The sequence below is a fragment of the Variovorax sp. GW460-12-1-14-LB1 genome (assembly GCF_059423605.1).
Window position 1 is genome coordinate 22,940 of the sequence record NZ_JBWKYF010000067.1, and the last position, 15,135, is coordinate 38,074.

At 68.8% G+C, this 15,135-nt stretch carries 14 protein-coding genes; 4 read left to right on the forward strand and 10 right to left on the reverse strand.

Annotated elements, in window-relative coordinates:
* Positions 1 to 18: 18 nt before the first annotated feature.
* From meaB to scpA, 3 genes are read right to left on the reverse strand one after another with little or no spacing between them, the layout of a single operon-like run.
* The gene (meaB, locus tag AC07Y4_RS26000) at positions 19 to 1,017 is read right to left on the reverse strand and encodes a methylmalonyl Co-A mutase-associated GTPase MeaB (RefSeq protein ID WP_369647708.1); all 999 of its coding nucleotides are present in this window, start codon (positions 1,015 to 1,017) and stop codon (positions 19 to 21) included.
* Positions 1,018 to 1,061: 44 nt separating this feature from the next.
* On the reverse strand, positions 1,062 to 1,535 hold the full coding sequence (locus AC07Y4_RS26005) for a GNAT family N-acetyltransferase (RefSeq protein WP_062473207.1): 474 nt from the start codon (positions 1,533 to 1,535) through the stop codon (positions 1,062 to 1,064).
* Between the two features lie 11 nt (positions 1,536 to 1,546).
* A complete protein-coding gene (gene scpA / locus AC07Y4_RS26010; RefSeq protein ID WP_495275322.1) occupies positions 1,547 to 3,712 on the reverse strand; it encodes a methylmalonyl-CoA mutase in 2,166 nt (721 codons plus the stop codon).
* Positions 3,713 to 3,843: 131 nt separating this feature from the next.
* Between scpA and AC07Y4_RS26015 the strand changes: the two genes are divergently transcribed.
* On the forward strand, positions 3,844 to 4,491 hold the full coding sequence (locus AC07Y4_RS26015; protein WP_062473203.1) for a GntR family transcriptional regulator: 648 nt from the start codon (positions 3,844 to 3,846) through the stop codon (positions 4,489 to 4,491).
* 138 nt (positions 4,492 to 4,629) lie between these two features.
* Here AC07Y4_RS26015 and AC07Y4_RS26020 read toward each other — a convergent pair whose 3' ends face one another.
* The 4 genes from AC07Y4_RS26020 to AC07Y4_RS26035 form a co-directional block, all read right to left on the reverse strand.
* The gene (locus AC07Y4_RS26020) at positions 4,630 to 5,415 is read right to left on the reverse strand and encodes an IclR family transcriptional regulator (protein WP_495275323.1); all 786 of its coding nucleotides are present in this window, start codon (positions 5,413 to 5,415) and stop codon (positions 4,630 to 4,632) included.
* A gap of 164 nt (positions 5,416 to 5,579) precedes the next feature.
* Positions 5,580 to 6,575: a tRNA dihydrouridine(20/20a) synthase DusA gene (dusA, locus tag AC07Y4_RS26025; RefSeq protein ID WP_495275324.1), complete on the reverse strand. Its 996-nt coding sequence runs from the start codon at positions 6,573 to 6,575 to the stop codon at positions 5,580 to 5,582.
* Positions 6,576 to 6,606: 31 nt separating this feature from the next.
* Positions 6,607 to 7,422 carry a helix-turn-helix transcriptional regulator gene (locus AC07Y4_RS26030; protein WP_495275325.1) on the reverse strand — a complete coding sequence of 272 codons (816 nt, stop codon included), beginning with the start codon at positions 7,420 to 7,422 and terminating at the stop codon, positions 6,607 to 6,609.
* 46 nt (positions 7,423 to 7,468) lie between these two features.
* Positions 7,469 to 8,263, reverse strand: coding sequence for an acetoacetate decarboxylase family protein (locus AC07Y4_RS26035; protein ID WP_495275326.1), 795 nt, complete (start codon positions 8,261 to 8,263; stop codon positions 7,469 to 7,471).
* A 236-nt stretch (positions 8,264 to 8,499) separates the two neighbouring features.
* Here AC07Y4_RS26035 and AC07Y4_RS26040 point away from each other — a divergent pair, with 236 nt between their 5' ends.
* Complete coding sequence (locus AC07Y4_RS26040) at positions 8,500 to 8,883, forward strand: response regulator (RefSeq protein ID WP_062473196.1); 384 nt, start codon at positions 8,500 to 8,502, stop codon at positions 8,881 to 8,883.
* 4 nt (positions 8,884 to 8,887) lie between these two features.
* Here AC07Y4_RS26040 and gabT read toward each other — a convergent pair whose 3' ends face one another.
* From gabT to AC07Y4_RS26055, 3 genes are read right to left on the reverse strand one after another with little or no spacing between them, the layout of a single operon-like run.
* Positions 8,888 to 10,177 (reverse strand): 4-aminobutyrate--2-oxoglutarate transaminase, encoded by a 1,290-nt coding sequence (gene gabT / locus AC07Y4_RS26045; protein ID WP_495275327.1) that lies wholly within the window; start codon positions 10,175 to 10,177, stop codon positions 8,888 to 8,890.
* Positions 10,178 to 10,211: 34 nt separating this feature from the next.
* Positions 10,212 to 11,450 (reverse strand): serine hydrolase domain-containing protein, encoded by a 1,239-nt coding sequence (locus tag AC07Y4_RS26050; protein WP_495275328.1) that lies wholly within the window; start codon positions 11,448 to 11,450, stop codon positions 10,212 to 10,214.
* 14 nt (positions 11,451 to 11,464) lie between these two features.
* Entirely contained in the window at positions 11,465 to 12,412 is a 948-nt protein-coding gene (locus AC07Y4_RS26055) for a GntR family transcriptional regulator (protein ID WP_492696861.1), read from the reverse strand.
* A 163-nt stretch (positions 12,413 to 12,575) separates the two neighbouring features.
* On the opposite strand from AC07Y4_RS26055, the gene aptA reads away from it, so the two are divergent.
* Both aptA and AC07Y4_RS26065 read left to right on the forward strand, forming a co-directional pair.
* Positions 12,576 to 13,934 (forward strand): omega-aminotransferase AptA, encoded by a 1,359-nt coding sequence (gene aptA / locus AC07Y4_RS26060; protein WP_495275329.1) that lies wholly within the window; start codon positions 12,576 to 12,578, stop codon positions 13,932 to 13,934.
* A gap of 53 nt (positions 13,935 to 13,987) precedes the next feature.
* Entirely contained in the window at positions 13,988 to 15,085 is a 1,098-nt protein-coding gene (locus AC07Y4_RS26065; RefSeq protein WP_062473189.1) for a C45 family autoproteolytic acyltransferase/hydrolase, read from the forward strand.
* Positions 15,086 to 15,135 lie beyond the last annotated feature (50 nt).

Here is a 15,135-nt window from a genome sequence, read left to right on the forward strand (position 1 = left end):
TCTTGGGGGGCCGGGATGTCACACCCGGGCGGTGATGGCGGCCGCGGCGAGCAGCTGGCGCGCCGCCGTCGAGGCCGGCAGGCTGCCCTGGGCCACCTGCTGCGTGAGTTGCGGCAGCAGCTCGCGCACCTGCGCGTGCTGGCGGAATGCCTGCTTGAGCCCGGCGTCGATGCGTTCCCACATCCACGCGGTGGCCTGCTTTTCGCGGCGCTTCGCGAGCTTGCCGTTGGCGGTCTGCAGCGCCTTGAATTCGAGCACGGCGTCCCAGAAGGCGTCGACGCCGGTGCCGGCGAGCGCGCTCAGCTGCAGCACCTTGGGCAGCCAGAAGCGGCGCTCCACGCCGCTGTGGGCGTCGTGCACGGCGTGCGCGTGGTCGGGGTTGCCCTGGTGGCCGAACAGGCGCAGCGCCGAGGTGATCTGCGCCTGCGCGCGCGTGGCGGCGTCGCGGTCGATGTCGGCCTTGTTGATGGCGACCAGGTCGGCCAGTTCCATCACGCCCTTCTTGATCGCCTGCAGGTCGTCGCCCGCGTTGGGCAGCTGCAGCAGCACGAACATGTCGGTCATGCCGGCCACGGCCGTTTCGCTCTGGCCCACGCCCACGGTCTCGACGATCACGATGTCGTAGCCCGCGGCCTCGCAGACCAGCATGGCCTCGCGCGTCTTCTCGGCCACGCCGCCGAGCGTGCCGCTGGACGGGCTGGGCCGGATGTAGGCGCGCTCGTGCACCGACAGGCGCTCCATGCGCGTCTTGTCGCCCAGGATGGAGCCGCCCGAGACGGTGGACGACGGGTCGATCGTGAGCACGGCCACGCGGTGGCCCTTGCCGATCAGCAGCAGGCCCAGCGTTTCAATGAAGGTCGACTTGCCCACGCCGGGCACGCCCGAGATGCCCAGGCGGAACGACTGGCCGGTGCGCGGCAGCAGCGCCGTGAGCAGTTCGTCCGCCTGCGCGCGGTGGTCGGCGCGCGTCGATTCGAGCAGCGTGATCGCCTTGGCGATGGCACGCCGCTGCGCCATGCCCGGCGCATCGGCCAGCGCGCGTTCGAGCGCGCCGACGGTGCTCAGCACGCGGCCTCCGACGCCACGCGCCAGCGGTAGTGCAGGTCGACGCCCTCCTCGCCTTCGAGCACGAAGCCGTGCCGCTGGTAGAAGCGGTTGGCGTCGCTCTGCACGAGCGCGGTGAGCTTGATGTCCAGCTTCTGTTCGCGCGCCTGCGCCTTGGCCCAGCGCAGCGCCCATTCGCCGATGCCGCGCCCCTGGAAGCCGGTGCGCAGGTACAGGTGATCGAGGCGCAGCGCATCCGCGTCCTCGGGCTTGAGCGTGATGAAGCCCAGGCGCTGCTCACCGTCGAGCACGATGTGGTGCATGTACGGCACCACGAAACCGGCCGACAGGCGCTCGCGCGAGCGCGTGAGGTCGAAACGGCCGACCCGCTCCAGGCTCGGACGCATCGCATCGATGCGCACGGCCAGCATGTCTTCGAAATCGCTGGAATCCACGGGCTGCAGCGACAGCCGCGACAAGAGATCGCCCACGTCGCTTCGTCTCAGACTGCGACGGCCGCGCGGATCTGCTCCAGCACGTCCTTGGCGCTGGCCGGGATGGGCGTGCCCGGGCCGTAGATGCCCTTGACGCCGGCTTCGTACAGGAAGTCGTAGTCCTGGCGCGGAATCACGCCGCCGACGAAGACGATGATGTCGTCCGCGCCCTGCTTGCGCAGTTCTTCGATGATGGCCGGCACGAGGGTCTTATGGCCGGCGGCGAGCGTGCTCACGCCCACGGCATGCACGTCGTTCTCGATGGCCTGGCGCGCGCACTCTTCGGGCGTCTGGAACAGCGGGCCCATGTCGACGTCGAAGCCCAGGTCGGCGAACGCGGTGGCGACGACCTTTGCGCCGCGGTCGTGCCCGTCCTGTCCCAGCTTGGAAATCATCACGCGCGGGCGGCGGCCCTGCGCCTCGGCGAACGCGTTGATCTCGGTCTTGAGGTTTTCCCAGCCTTCGGCCGAGTCATAGGCGGCAGCGTACACACCGGTCACCTTCTGCGTGTCGGCGCGATGGCGGCCGAAGGATTTTTCGAGGGCGTCGGAAATCTCGCCGACGGTGGCACGCGCACGCACCGCGTCGATGCTCAGCGCCAGCAGGTTGCCGGTGTTGCTTTCGGCGGCTTCGGTGAGCGCGTCCAGCGCGGCCTGCACCTTGGCGTTGTCGCGCGAGGCGCGGATGCTCTGCAGGCGCGCCACCTGCTGCTCGCGCACCTTGACGTTGTCGATCGACAGGCTGTCGATCGCGTCTTCGTTCTTGAGCTTGTACTTGTTGACGCCGACGATCACGTCCTTGCCCGAGTCGATGCGCGCCTGCTTCTCGGCGGCGGCGGCCTCGATCTTGAGCTTGGCCCAGCCGCTGTCCACGGCCTTGGTCATGCCGCCCATCGCCTCGACCTCTTCGATGATGGTCCAGGCGGCGTCGGCCATGTCCTGCGTGAGCTTCTCCATCATGTAGCTGCCGGCCCAGGGATCGATCACGTTCGTGATGTGCGTCTCTTCCTGGATGATGAGCTGCGTGTTGCGCGCGATGCGCGCGCTGAACTCGGTGGGCAGCGCAATGGCTTCGTCGAGCGCGTTGGTGTGCAGCGACTGCGTGCCGCCGAACACCGCGGCCATCGCCTCGATGGTGGTGCGCACCACGTTGTTGTACGGGTCCTGCTCGGTGAGCGACCAGCCAGACGTCTGGCAGTGCGTGCGCAGCATCAGGCTCTTGGGGTTCTTGGGGTTGAACTCCTTCATGATGCGGCACCACAGGAGGCGCGCCGCGCGCATCTTGGCCACTTCCAGATAGAAGTTCATGCCGATGGCCCAGAAGAAGCTCAGGCGGCCGGCAAAGCCGTCGACGTCGAGGCCCTTGGCCAGCGCGGTCTTCACGTATTCCTTGCCGTCGGCCAGCGTGAAGGCGAGCTCCAGCGCCTGGTTGGCGCCGGCTTCCTGCATGTGGTAGCCGCTGATCGAGATCGAGTTGAACTTCGGCATCTTCTGCGCCGTGTACTCGATGATGTCGCCAATGATCCGCATGCTCGGCGCCGGCGGAAAGATGTACGTGTTGCGGACCATGAACTCCTTGAGGATGTCGTTCTGGATGGTTCCGCTCAGCTGGTCTTGCGCCACGCCCTGCTCTTCCGCCGCGACCACGTAGCCCGCGAGCACCGGCAGCACGGCGCCGTTCATCGTCATGGACACGCTCACCTTGTCGAGCGGGATCTGGTCGAACAGGATCTTCATGTCCTCGACCGAGTCGATCGCCACGCCGGCCTTGCCGACGTCGCCGGTCACGCGCGGATGGTCGCTGTCGTAGCCGCGGTGGGTGGCCAGGTCGAAGGCCACGCTCACGCCCTGCCCGCCGGCGGCCAGGGCCTTGCGATAGAACGCGTTCGATTCTTCGGCGGTGGAGAAGCCGGCGTACTGGCGGATGGTCCAGGGGCGCACCGCGTACATGGTGGCTTGCGGGCCGCGCAGGTAGGGCTCGAAGCCGGGCAGCGTGTCGGTGTACTTCAGGCCTTGCAGGTCGGTCGCGGTGTACAGCGGCTTCACGCTGATGCCGTCGGGCGTGATCCAGTTCAGCGCATTCACGTCGCCGCCGGGCGCCGACTTGGCGGCGGACTTGGCCCAGGCGTCGAGATCGGCCGGCTTGTAGGTGGGTTCGGGTGTGCTGCTGCTCATGGAAGGCGCCGCTCCAGGCGGTGGTCTGACGGGATTCGCAAGGTCGCTTGCACGGATTTGCAAGCCGTTCACAAGTCTAACCCATCCGTAATTATTAATTCAAACGCATTTTTTGAAGTACAGTGCAGCCCATGTCCGCCGTCACCCTGACCCCCCGCGCCCTCTATGAAGAGGTGGCCGAGCTCCTGCGCCAACGGATCTTCCGCCGCGAGCTGGAGCCCGGCAGCTGGATCGACGAACTCAAGCTGGCCGAGGAATACGGCATCAGCCGCACGCCCCTGCGCGAGGCGCTGAAGGTGCTGGCCGCCGAAGGGCTGGTGACGATGAAGGTGCGGCGCGGCGCGTACGTCACCGAGGTGTCGGAACAAGATTTGGCCGATGTGTACCACCTGCTCTCGCTGCTGGAGAGCGACGCCGCCGGCGTGGTGGCCGAGCGCGCCACCGACGCCCAGCGCGCCGAACTGAAGGCGCTGCACGCCGAGCTGGAAGCCGCCGCCGCCCCGGGCAAGGAAGACCGCGAGCACTTCTTTGCGGTGAACGAGCGCTTCCACATGAGCCTGCTGGCCATTGCCAACAACAAGTGGCGCGACCAGATGGTGGCCGACCTTCGCAAGGTGATGAAGTTGAATCGCCACAACTCGCTGCTGAAGGCGGGGCGCATTGGCGAGTCGCTGGCGGAGCACCGCGCGGTGATGGCGGCCATCGAGGCGCGCGACGCCGCCACGGCCATGGCGCGCATGCGCGAGCACTTCCTCAACGGCCTCGAAGCCGCGGTCTAGGTTCACCCCCAGGCTTCGCGCACTTCGTGTCGCTTCGCCAACCCCCTTCCGGGGGCGACGCCTGCGGCCCGGCAGAGCCGGTTCCGCGGCGTCCCACGAAGGTGACCGGCGCCCTTCGGGCGCGGTCTATTCGCTTTTTCAGCCTAGCGTGAGGGTGCCGGCCTCTGTCGCGATGCGCTGGGCAATTTCCAGCATGCGCGGAGCGACACGGCTGAGCATGGCTTCCCTCGGCAGCAGGTAGGCGGGGCCGCCGCAGCTCACGCCGTAGCGTTCGCCGCGCGGGCCTTCGAGCGCGAAGCCCAGGGCGTGGATCTGGGGGTTCCATTCGCCGAAGGAGGTGCAGTAGCCCAGGCGGGCGTGCTCTTCGAGGCTGGCCATGAGGCGCGGCTCGATGGCGTGCCAGTTCTCACCGGTTTCGAGGCGGATCTGCTCCAGCAATGCCGACTGCTCGGGCCCGGGCAAGGCGCCGATGTAGGCGCGGCCGGAGGCCGAGGTGGCGATGGACATGCGCGAGCCGACGTCGATGCGGGAGCTGATGAGCGCCGAGCGCGGGCGCAGCGAATCGATGACCAGCATGTCCAGGTCGTCGCGCACCGCCATGTGGATGCTGGCGCCCGACAGTTCGGCCAGGTTGCTCAGATGGGGACGCGCCAGCGCCCTCAGGTCGAAATTGCGCAGGTAGCGGCTGCTCATGTCGAGCAACACCGGCCCCAGGCTGAAACGCTCGCTGTCTTGCGACTGCCGCAGATACCCCGCCCCCACCAACGTCGCCGTGAGGCGCGACACCGTGGCCTTCGGAATGCCGGTGGTGTCGGCCAATTCCCGGTTTCCGACGGGCGCTGCCGCCATCCCGATGACCTTCAGCAGCGACAACCCCCTGGCAAGCGCACTGACTTCTTCCTTGCTGCCTGCAGCTTCACTCATAAGACAGAACCTTTTTCTTGTTTCCCTGACCGCCTTATTCTTGAGCAAAAACAGGTGCTTCGCTCACACTTGTTGTTGCATTGTCATGAAACTGTGTTCCATCGAGCGTCAACTTCGCTCAATTGTGTTGACTGTCTACAAAGTCGGGGCGGCAAGGCCGAAATTCAGGCGGCCTGGGCGGCAGGTTCGTGCGCCAGCGCCATCACTTCGTGCGGCGGGCGGGTCTTCAGGCGGTGGTCGCTCCAGACCTGGCGCCAGCGGCGCGCGCCGGGCAGGCCGTTGCGCAGGCCCAGCATGTGGCGCGCGATCGACCACCAGTTGGTGCCGTGTTCGGCCGCCTCGCGGACCATGTAGTCGCACATCTGCGCCTCGATGTCCTCGCGCGTGAGCGTCTGCGGGGTGTCGCCGTAGAACTCGGCGTCCCATTCGGCCAGCCACCAGGGGTTGTGGTACGCCTCGCGGCCGATCATGGCGCCGTCGAGCAGCCGCAGGTGCTCGTGCACCTGCGCGTTGGTGGCGATGCCGCCGTTGATCGAAAACTGCAGCGCCGGAAAGTCGTGCTTCAGGCGGTGCACCAGCGCGTAGCGAAGCGGCGGAATCTCGCGGTTCTGCTTCGGGCTCAGGCCCTGCAGCCAGGCGTTGCGCGCATGCACGATGAAGGTGCCGCAACCGGCCTCGCTCACCGCGCCGACGAAGTCGCGCACGAACTCGTAGCTCTCGATCTTGTCGATGCCGATGCGGTGCTTCACCGTGACCGGCACATCGACCACGTCGACCATCGCCTTCACGCAATCGGCCACCAGCTGCGGCTCGTTCATGAGGCAGGCCCCGAACGCGCCGCGCTGCACGCGCTCGCTCGGGCAGCCGCAGTTCAGGTTGATCTCGTCGTAGCCCCACTCTTCGCCGAGCTTGGCGCAGTGCGCTAGGTCATGCGGCTCGCTGCCGCCGAGCTGCAACGCGACAGGGTGTTCTTCTTCATGAAAGCGCAGGTGGCGCGGCACGTCGCCGTGGATCAGCGCGCCGGTGGTCACCATCTCCGTGTAGAGCAATGCGTGGCGCGTCATGAGGCGGTGGAAGACGCGGCAATGCCTGTCGGTCCAATCCATCATGGGCGCGACGGAGATGATTTTTTCTTTCAGATTCAAGGACTTGTCGTTCATACGCGGGACGCTCGCTCGGGGGCGTAGTTTCTCACGCGACGGTTTTTGGCGAGCCGCCTGCCCGGTAGTTCCCCGGCGTCACGCCGAAGCAGCGGCGGAACCAGCGCGAGAAATGCGCCTGGTCGGCAAAGCCGCATTGCGCGGCCACCTCGGCGGGCGCATGGCCTTCGCGCAGCAGCACCTTGGCGCGGGCGATGCGCGCCAGCCGTGCGTACTGCGCCGGCGCCATGCCGACCGCCGCGCGGAACAGGCGATGGAAGTGCTCGCGCGACACGCCGAGCCGTTCGGCGAGCGACGTGGGTTCGATGCGGCAGGCGTCCTCGGTCGCGAGCAGGTCGCACACGGCCTCGACGCGCGCATCGCCCGCGGCCCGCGCGACCGCCACGAGCGGCTCGGTCGTCTGCGTGCGGAAGATGCCGTCGAGCAGCGCGCCGATGCGCGCACCGTCCTTCGCCGATGCCGCTTGCGCGAGCGCATCGACGCTCGCCTCGTCGCGCCAGACCTCCTGCCGCAGCGACCCGCGCCGACCAATTGGCCACCCCATTCGCGCCGCCACCCAGGCGTGCGGCACGTACAGCATCACCATGCGAAAGCCCTGCGCGCTCACGCCGGCGGTGTGCAGTGCGAACGGCGGCATCAGCACCAGCTCGCCGGCCTGCGCGGTGCGGGGCGCGCCGGCGCAGACGAACTCGCAGCGGCCTTCGGCGATCGCGCCCACGCTCCACTCGGCATGCCAGTGCAGTGTGAAGTGCGCCTTGGGATCGCCCGCGAACATCACCTCGACCGGCGTGCCGTCGGCCAGCGGCAGGCCGATCACGTGCGAGGTCGTCGGGGCGGGAAGCGTCATGGCCCGCCGAGGGTAGCGCAGCTACCCGCAGGAGGCAGCGCCCTCCTCACACCGCGATCGCGCCGCGCACCGTGAGGCCCATCCAGCCCGCGCTGGCCTGCGTCGCCTGCACGGGGCCGAGCAGCGCGAGCTCCTCCACCGGATGCTCGTGAAAGCGCAGCGTGGCCTCGCCCCGCACCCAGCCCGTTTCGACGCGGTCGATGATGTCGGCCCGCAGGTAACGCGGCACCGCCGCGCTGCCCGGCTGCGTCAGGTCGGGCCAGCCGATGGCGCCGATGGTGGGCGCGGCCAGGAAGCCGAGCGGCCCGCTCGCCTCGCCCGACAGCGTGACCGTGGCATCCACCAGCCGCCGCTCCTTCACGCTGAGGCTCGCGCCGAGCCGGCTGCCGGCCGCCATCGGCGCCGCAGCCGGATGGATCAGCGGCAGGCTGCGCGTGAGCCAGGTCTGGCCGATCTTCTTGGGCCAGCCCTGCAGCCAGCCGCGCAGCATCGAGATGTCCTGGTCGACGTAGATGAGCGGGCAGTAGAAGCAGCGGCGCGAGGTGTCGCCGCGCGCCGGCTCGATCTCGAGCACCACGATGGTCTCGCGGTACTGCGCGTACACGGGGTCGAGCATTTCGCGCCCGTCGTCGCCGCACGATTGCCAGTCGGCGAAATGCACGCAGCCATGGCCCGTGGCCACGCCGACCTCTGGCGGCACCAGCGCCGCGCCGCGTGCGGCATCGAACGAGAAGCCCACGTTGACCAGCCACCCGGCGTAGTGCCACGGCGGCGCCTGCACGAGCGCGCTGCGGCCCGAAGCGGTGAAAGGTGGAGCGAAGGAAGATGAAGAACGCGACATCGAACAACCTGTCGTGACGGAGTCAAAGAAGCCCCGCACGATAGGTACGCCCCGCGCCCGCGTCTTGTACGCCAGTGATGCAATGCACAAACAGCGCTTTCGCGTGCGCGGGGGACGCCATGTGGCGGCGTTGTCCGACTCCGTCCCGCCTTCGCCTCGTGACAATGGACCGGCCCGGCAAACCCGCGCCACAAGCGCAGACGAGCCGACGCATTTCATTTCCAGGCTACGCACCGATGACCCGCATCTACCTCATAGAAGACAACCCCCTGATCGCCACCACCCTGACCGATGGACTGAGGGAATTCTCCGGATGCGAAGTCGTCGCCACCGCCAGCAGCAGCGACGAAGCCATCGACTGGCTCGACGCGAACCCTGACGCCTGGGACGCCGCCGTGATCGACGTGTTCCTCGCGCAAGGCAACGGTCTGACCGTGGCCAACCACCTGAGGGAACGCAAGTCGCCCGCGCAGCGCACCGTGGTGTTCATGAACCACGCGACCTCCGAGGTGCGTGAAGGCGCGCTGTCGGCGGGCGTCGATGCGGTGTTCGACAAGTCGCTGCAGCTCGAAGACTTCTACGACTTCTGCCGCACGCTCGGCATTGCGCCGCGCCGTTAGTCGTTCAGACGTTGGCCGCGCGAATCGATTCGGCCAGCAGCCCCAGCCCTTCTTCAAAAACCGCTTCGGGAATGGTGAGCGGAAACAGGAAGCGCACCACGTTGCCGTGCACGCCGCAGGTCAGCAGCAGCAGACCGCGCTCGAGCCCGGCCGCATGCACGCGCTTCGTGAACTCGGCATCGGGCTCGCCGCTGTGCGGATCGCGAAACTCCACCGCCACCATCGCGCCCAGGCCGCGCACGTCGCAGATGCGCGGCACCTCGGTGCGCAGTGCCGCGAGGCTGGCAGTTAGCCGCTCGCCGAGCATGCGGGCGCGTGCGACCAGCCCTTCGTCCTCGATCACGCGCATCGTCTCCAGCGCCGCGGCCACCGCCAGCGGGTTGCCCGCGTAGGTGCCGCCGAGGCTGCCGACGCGCGTGGCGTCCATGAGTTCAGCGCGTCCCGTGAGCGCCGACAGCGGAAAGCCGCCGGCCAGGCTCTTGGCGGTCGTGACCAGGTCGGCCTCGATGCCGTAGTGCTCCAGCGCGAACAGCTTGCCGGTGCGCCCGAAGCCGGTCTGGATTTCGTCGACGACCAGCAGGATGCCGTGGCGGTCGCACTCTGCACGCAGGTGCTCCATGAGTGCGGGCGGCGCCACGTAGAAGCCGCCCTCGCCCTGCACCAGCTCGATGACGATCGCGGCCACGCGCTGCGGATCGACGTCGGTCTTGAACAGCCGGTCGAGCGCCGCGATGCTGTCGTCCACCGTCACGCCCAGCGGCGCGGCCGGAAACGGCACGTGCCACACGTCACCCGGCATCGGGCCGAAGCCCGCCTTGTACGGCGCGACCTTGCCGGTGAGCGCCATGCCCATGAAGGTGCGGCCGTGGAACGCGCCCGAGAACGCCACCACGCCGCTGCGGCCGGTGGCGGCGCGCGCCACCTTCATCGCGTTCTCGATGGCCTCGGCGCCGGTCGTGAAGAGCGCGCTCTTCTTCGCGCTGGGGCCGGGCACCACGCGGTTCAACTGCTCGCACAGCGCCACGTATTCCTCGTAGGGCGTGACGTGGAAACAGGTGTGATGAAAGTCGTCGAGCTGCGCACGCACGGCCGCCACGATGCGCGGGTGGCGGTGGCCGGTGGCGAGCGTGGCGATGCCGCTGGCAAAGTCGACAAAGCGCCGGCCTTCCACGTCCCACAGCTCGGCGTTGTCGGCGCGGGCGGTGAAGTGCGGCGTGAGCGTGCCGATGCCCTGCGCGCAGGCGGCGTTCTTGCGGGCCTGCAGGCTCGCGTTGGTCGTGACTTGGGTGAGCATGAAGAAGAAAAAATAGAAAGAGAAGAGACGGAAATCAGCCGCGCATCAGGTGCTCGGCCAGCGCGCGAAAGGCGTGCATCGAGGTCGGCAGGTGCGCGTTGGCGGCCAGCGGGTGCGAGGCAAAACGTGCCACCACCATCTCGGCCTCGGGATCGATATGCAGCGCCTGGCCGTGGATGCCTTGCGCGGTGAAGGTACGGCGCGCGTCGTGCGCCACCCACCACATGTTTCTGTAGCTCCAGCCGGCCAGCCGCGTGTAGCCCGCGAGCGCAAAGCGCGCCGGATCGGCGCAGTGGCGGATGTCGGCCACCACGGCCTCGGGCACGATCTGCATGCCGTTGAACGCGCCGCCCAGCCGCATCATTTCGCCCAGCCGCGCCAGGTCGCGCAGGCCGGTGCACAGGCCGCCGCCCGCGAACTCGGCGCCCTGCCCGTCCACGGCAAAGGCCGCGTCCTGCTCGGCGCCCAGGCGCGACCAGATGCGCTCGCCCAGCACCCGCGCCAGCGGCTGGCCGGCCACGCGGCTGATGAGCCAGCCCAGCACGTCGGTGTTGACGGTGCGGTAGGCAAAGGCCTCGCCGTGCGTGCCCTGCCCCTGCACGGTCTGCAGGAATTGGCGGTAGCCCTCGGCGCCCGCGTAGCCCACGGGGCGCGGCAGCAGCTGGCCCGCGCGCGCGTGCTTCCACACGCCGGCCTCGGGGTCGGTGTAGTCCTCTGAGTAGTCGATGCCCGTCGTCATGTCCATCACCTGGCGCACGGCGGCGTGGCCGAAGGCGCTCGTCGCCAGCTCGGGGATGTAGTGCCGCACCTGCGCGTGTTCGTCGAGCGCGCCCTCGGCCGCGAGCATCGCGCCGACCGTCCCGACGACCGACTTGGTGACCGACATCGCCATGTGCTGCCCGTGTTCGTCGAGCGCGCCGAAGTAGCGCTCGTACACGATGCGCCCGCGGTGCAGCACCACCGCGCCGTCGGCGCAGATCGTTGTGAGCGCGCTGTGCCAGTCGGTGCGCGAGCCGTCGGCGGGCAAGGTGAAGGCCAGCGTGTCGAGCTCTGGCCGCTCGGCGCGCGGCAGCACCGACACCGGGCCGGTGCCGCGCGACACGTTGCGCGTCGGCTGCAGCTCGCGCAAGTGCGAGAAGGCCCAGCGGTTCTCGGGCGCCTGGAAGATCGGGCGTTCGCGCGGGCGCTGCACCGCGGTGCCCGCCGTGGGAAAACCATCGCGCCAGCCGTCGGCCAGCGCGGCATCGGGGGCCGTCGTTTCTGGGGTGGTCATAGCGGTGTCGTGGCTCAGTCGCCGAGCGCATCCAGGTCGCCCATCACGCGGCGCTCCAGGATGTCGCTGGCACGGCTCAGGTGGGCGTGCATGTGCTTGGCGGCGACTTCGAGCTTGTTCTCCTCGACCGCATCGAGGATCTGCAGGTGCTCGCGGCACGACTTGCGCAGCAGGTCGATGTTCACGAGCGGGTAGTCCGACAAGTCGGAGATGCGGCGCAGCCGGTTCTGCTGCTTCACCGCATCGAGGATGAAGCGGTTGCCCGAGGCGCTGGCCAGCAGCTCGTGGAACTGCGCGTTGGCCTCGAAGAACTCCATCCACGAATGGCGCGAGGCATGCGTCAGCAAGGTCTGCTGCTGTTCGCGGCAAGCGAGCAGCCGCTCGTGCTCGACCTTGAAGCCCGGCTCACGCAGCGCCGCGCATTCCACCACCAGGCGAAAGCGGTAACTCTCGCGCTCGCTCTCGACCGAGTCGAGGGTTTCGGTGAACTCCCAGCGCTGGTAGTGGCGACCGCGCAGCACGCCGTCCTGCAGCAGCGTGGTCATCACGTTGCGCAGCAGCGGGCGCGGCACGCCGTAGGTCTGGGCCAGTTCGAGTTCGTTGACGCGCGTCGGCAGCTTGCCCGCGAGGCGGTCGCGCAGCACGCGGTAATAGAGCGTCTTCTCCTCGTCTTCCGGCATCTCGCGGCGTGCGCGGTCGAGCGCCTCGCGGTCGGCCACCAGCGTGTAGCCGCGGTTGGGCACGTGCGCCAGCAGCGCACGCTCATGCAAGAGGCGCAGCGCGGCGCGCACCGGCGTGCGCGAAATGCCAAGCCGGCCCGCGAGGTCGGTCTCGGTCATGTGGCGGCCGTTCTCGTAGCCGCCGGCCAGGGCCTGGTCGAGGATGTAGCGGCTCACGCGCTGGGTGAGCGGCGGGACCGACTTGTTGTCCATCTGCGTCTGCATCTGCTGCTGCGGGGCCATCCATGGGTCTCCGGAAACACGGGCTGGGTGCCGATCATCGCGGGTTCTTTGTATTTTTGGCCCTAAAAAACCATGTACATCTCACGCCAAAAATACAATTTGGATTTCAAGATCGGCCCCACGCCGACCCGGACGACGGGTCGTTTCCCAAGGAGAAAAAACCGTGGCTTCCGCCGATACCCTGACAACGCCACCCGGTTCGCTCGACGCGTTCTGGATGCCCTTCACGCCCAACCGCAAGTTCAAGCAAGCGCCGCGCCTCATCGTCGGCAGCGAGGGCCTGCACTACGACCTGGCCGATGGCCGCCGCGTGCTCGACGCCATCGCCGGCCTGTGGTGCGTGAACGCCGGGCACCGCAACCCGCGGGTCAGCGCGGCGATGAAGGCGCAGATCGACGTGCTCGACTACGCCTCCAACTTCCAGATCGGCCACCCCGCCGCCTTCACGCTGGCGCAGCGCCTCACGCAGATGGCGCCGGCCGGCATGGACCACGTGTTCTTCACCAACTCGGGCTCGGAGTCGGTCGACACCGCGCTGAAGATCGCCGTGGCCTACCACCGGGCGCGCGGCGACGCGGGCCGCTACCGGCTCATCGGGCGCGAGCGCTCGTACCACGGCGTGGGCTTCGGCGGCATCTCGGTGGGCGGCATCGGGCGCCAGCGCAGCACCTTCGGGCCGCTGCTCAACGGCGTGGACCACCTGCCGCACACGCTCGACCTGGCGCGCAACGCCTTCTCGCGCGGCGAGCCGCCGCACGGCATCGACAAGGCCGACGCGCTCGAGGCGCTGGTTTCATTGCACGACGCCTCGACCATCGCCGCCGTGATCGTCGAGCCCGTGGCCGGCTCCACGGGCGTGCTGCCGCCGCCGCGCGGCTACCTGAAGCGCCTGCGCGAAATTTGCGACAGGCACGGCATCCTGCTGATCTTCGACGAGGTCATCACCGGCTTCGGGCGCGTGGGCAGCAACTTCGCGTCCGACCTGTTCGGCGTGACGCCCGACCTCATCACCACCGCCAAGGGCCTGACCAACGGCGCCGTGCCCATGGGCGCGGTGCTCATGCGCGGCGCGGTGCACGACGCCTTCATGCACGGCAGCGTGAGCGCGGTCGAGCTCTCGCACGGCTACACCTACTCGGGCCATCCGCTGGCCTGCGCCGCCGCCATGGCCACGCTCGACGCCTACACCGAAGACGGCCTGATCGCCCGCGCCGCCGAGCTGTCGCCCTATTTCGAAGACGGCCTGCACAGCCTGCGCGGCCTGCCGGGCGTGATCGACGTGCGCAACGTCGGCCTGCTGGCCGGCATCGAGCTGCAAGGCTGGGCCTCGGGCCCCGGCACGCATGCGCAGGCGGTGGCGCAACATTGCCTGGACGAAAGCGGCGTGCTGGTGCGCTCGGTGGGCGACACCATCGCGCTGTCGCCGCCGTTCACGCTGGAGCGCCGGCACATCGACCAGATCATCGACAGCCTGCGCGCCGCCATCGCGCAGACCGCACAAGCCACCGACACGGCAGCCTGAGCACCTCAGGCCGCATCGCACACACAAGACAAGCCCCGGAGACAAGACACACCATGGACATCGAATCATTCCCCCTGTACGACATCGAAGGCGACGCGCAGCAGCGCGGGCGCCAGTACGGCCGCGCCGCGGGCGACCGCATCGACCTGAGCCTGCGCACCTACCGCGCCGCCTTCGAGCGCGTGGGCCTGAGCTGGGAGCGCACGCGCGCGCTGGCACGCCGCTTCATGCCGATGGTCGAGGCCTTCGACGCCGGCATGCTGCGCGAGATCGAGGGCGTGGGTGAAGGCGCGGGCGTGCCGGCCGAGGACATCGTGGCGCTCAACGCGCGCAGCGAAATGCTCTACGCCTTCCAGCAGCTCGAAGCCACCGAACCGCCCGACGGCTGCACCGGCGTGGTCGTCATGCCCTCGGCCGCGCGCGACGGCAAGCTCATCCATGCGCAGAACTGGGACTGGCGCGTCGAAAGCCTCGAACTCGGCGTGGTGCTGCGCATCCAGCCGGACGAAGGCCCGGCCATGCTCACCTTCGCCGAGGCCGGCACGCTGGCACGCGCGGGGCTCAACAGCGCGGGCATCGCCGTCACCGGCAACTTCATCAAGGCCGACAACGACGGCAAGCAGCAGGGCGTGCCGCTGGCGCTGATCCGCCGCGGCATCCTGCAGTCGACGCTGTACGCCAACGCGCTGGGCGTGGTGTGCCGCAGCGCGCGCTCGATCTCCAACAACATGATCATCACGCACGCCGAGGGCGAGGCCGTGAGCCTGGAGACCTGCCCCGAGCAGGTGTTCTGGCAGCAGCCCGAAGGCGGCATCCTGGTGCACGCCAACCACTTCAAGACCCCGGCGGCGCTGGCGCGCGTGGTCGACCGCAGCCTGGAGACCACGCCCGATTCGCTCTACCGCGACCGCCGCGTGACCGAGGCGCTGCACAACAGGCGCGCTGCAGGTTTGCTCACCGAGCAGGACGTGCTCGACGCGCTGCAGGACCGCTTCGGCGCGCCGCGCGCCGTGTGCCGCAGCCCGAGCGCCGGCCCCGGCGGTGCCTCGTCGGCCACCGTGGCCACCATCGTCATGGACCCGGCGGCACGAAAGATGCGCATCGCGCCGGCGCCCTTCAAGGCGCACCGCTTCACCGAGTATTCCCTCTGATCCGCCCGCCCCGCCCAGCTTTCGCCAGGAGTGTTGCCATGAACCTGCCC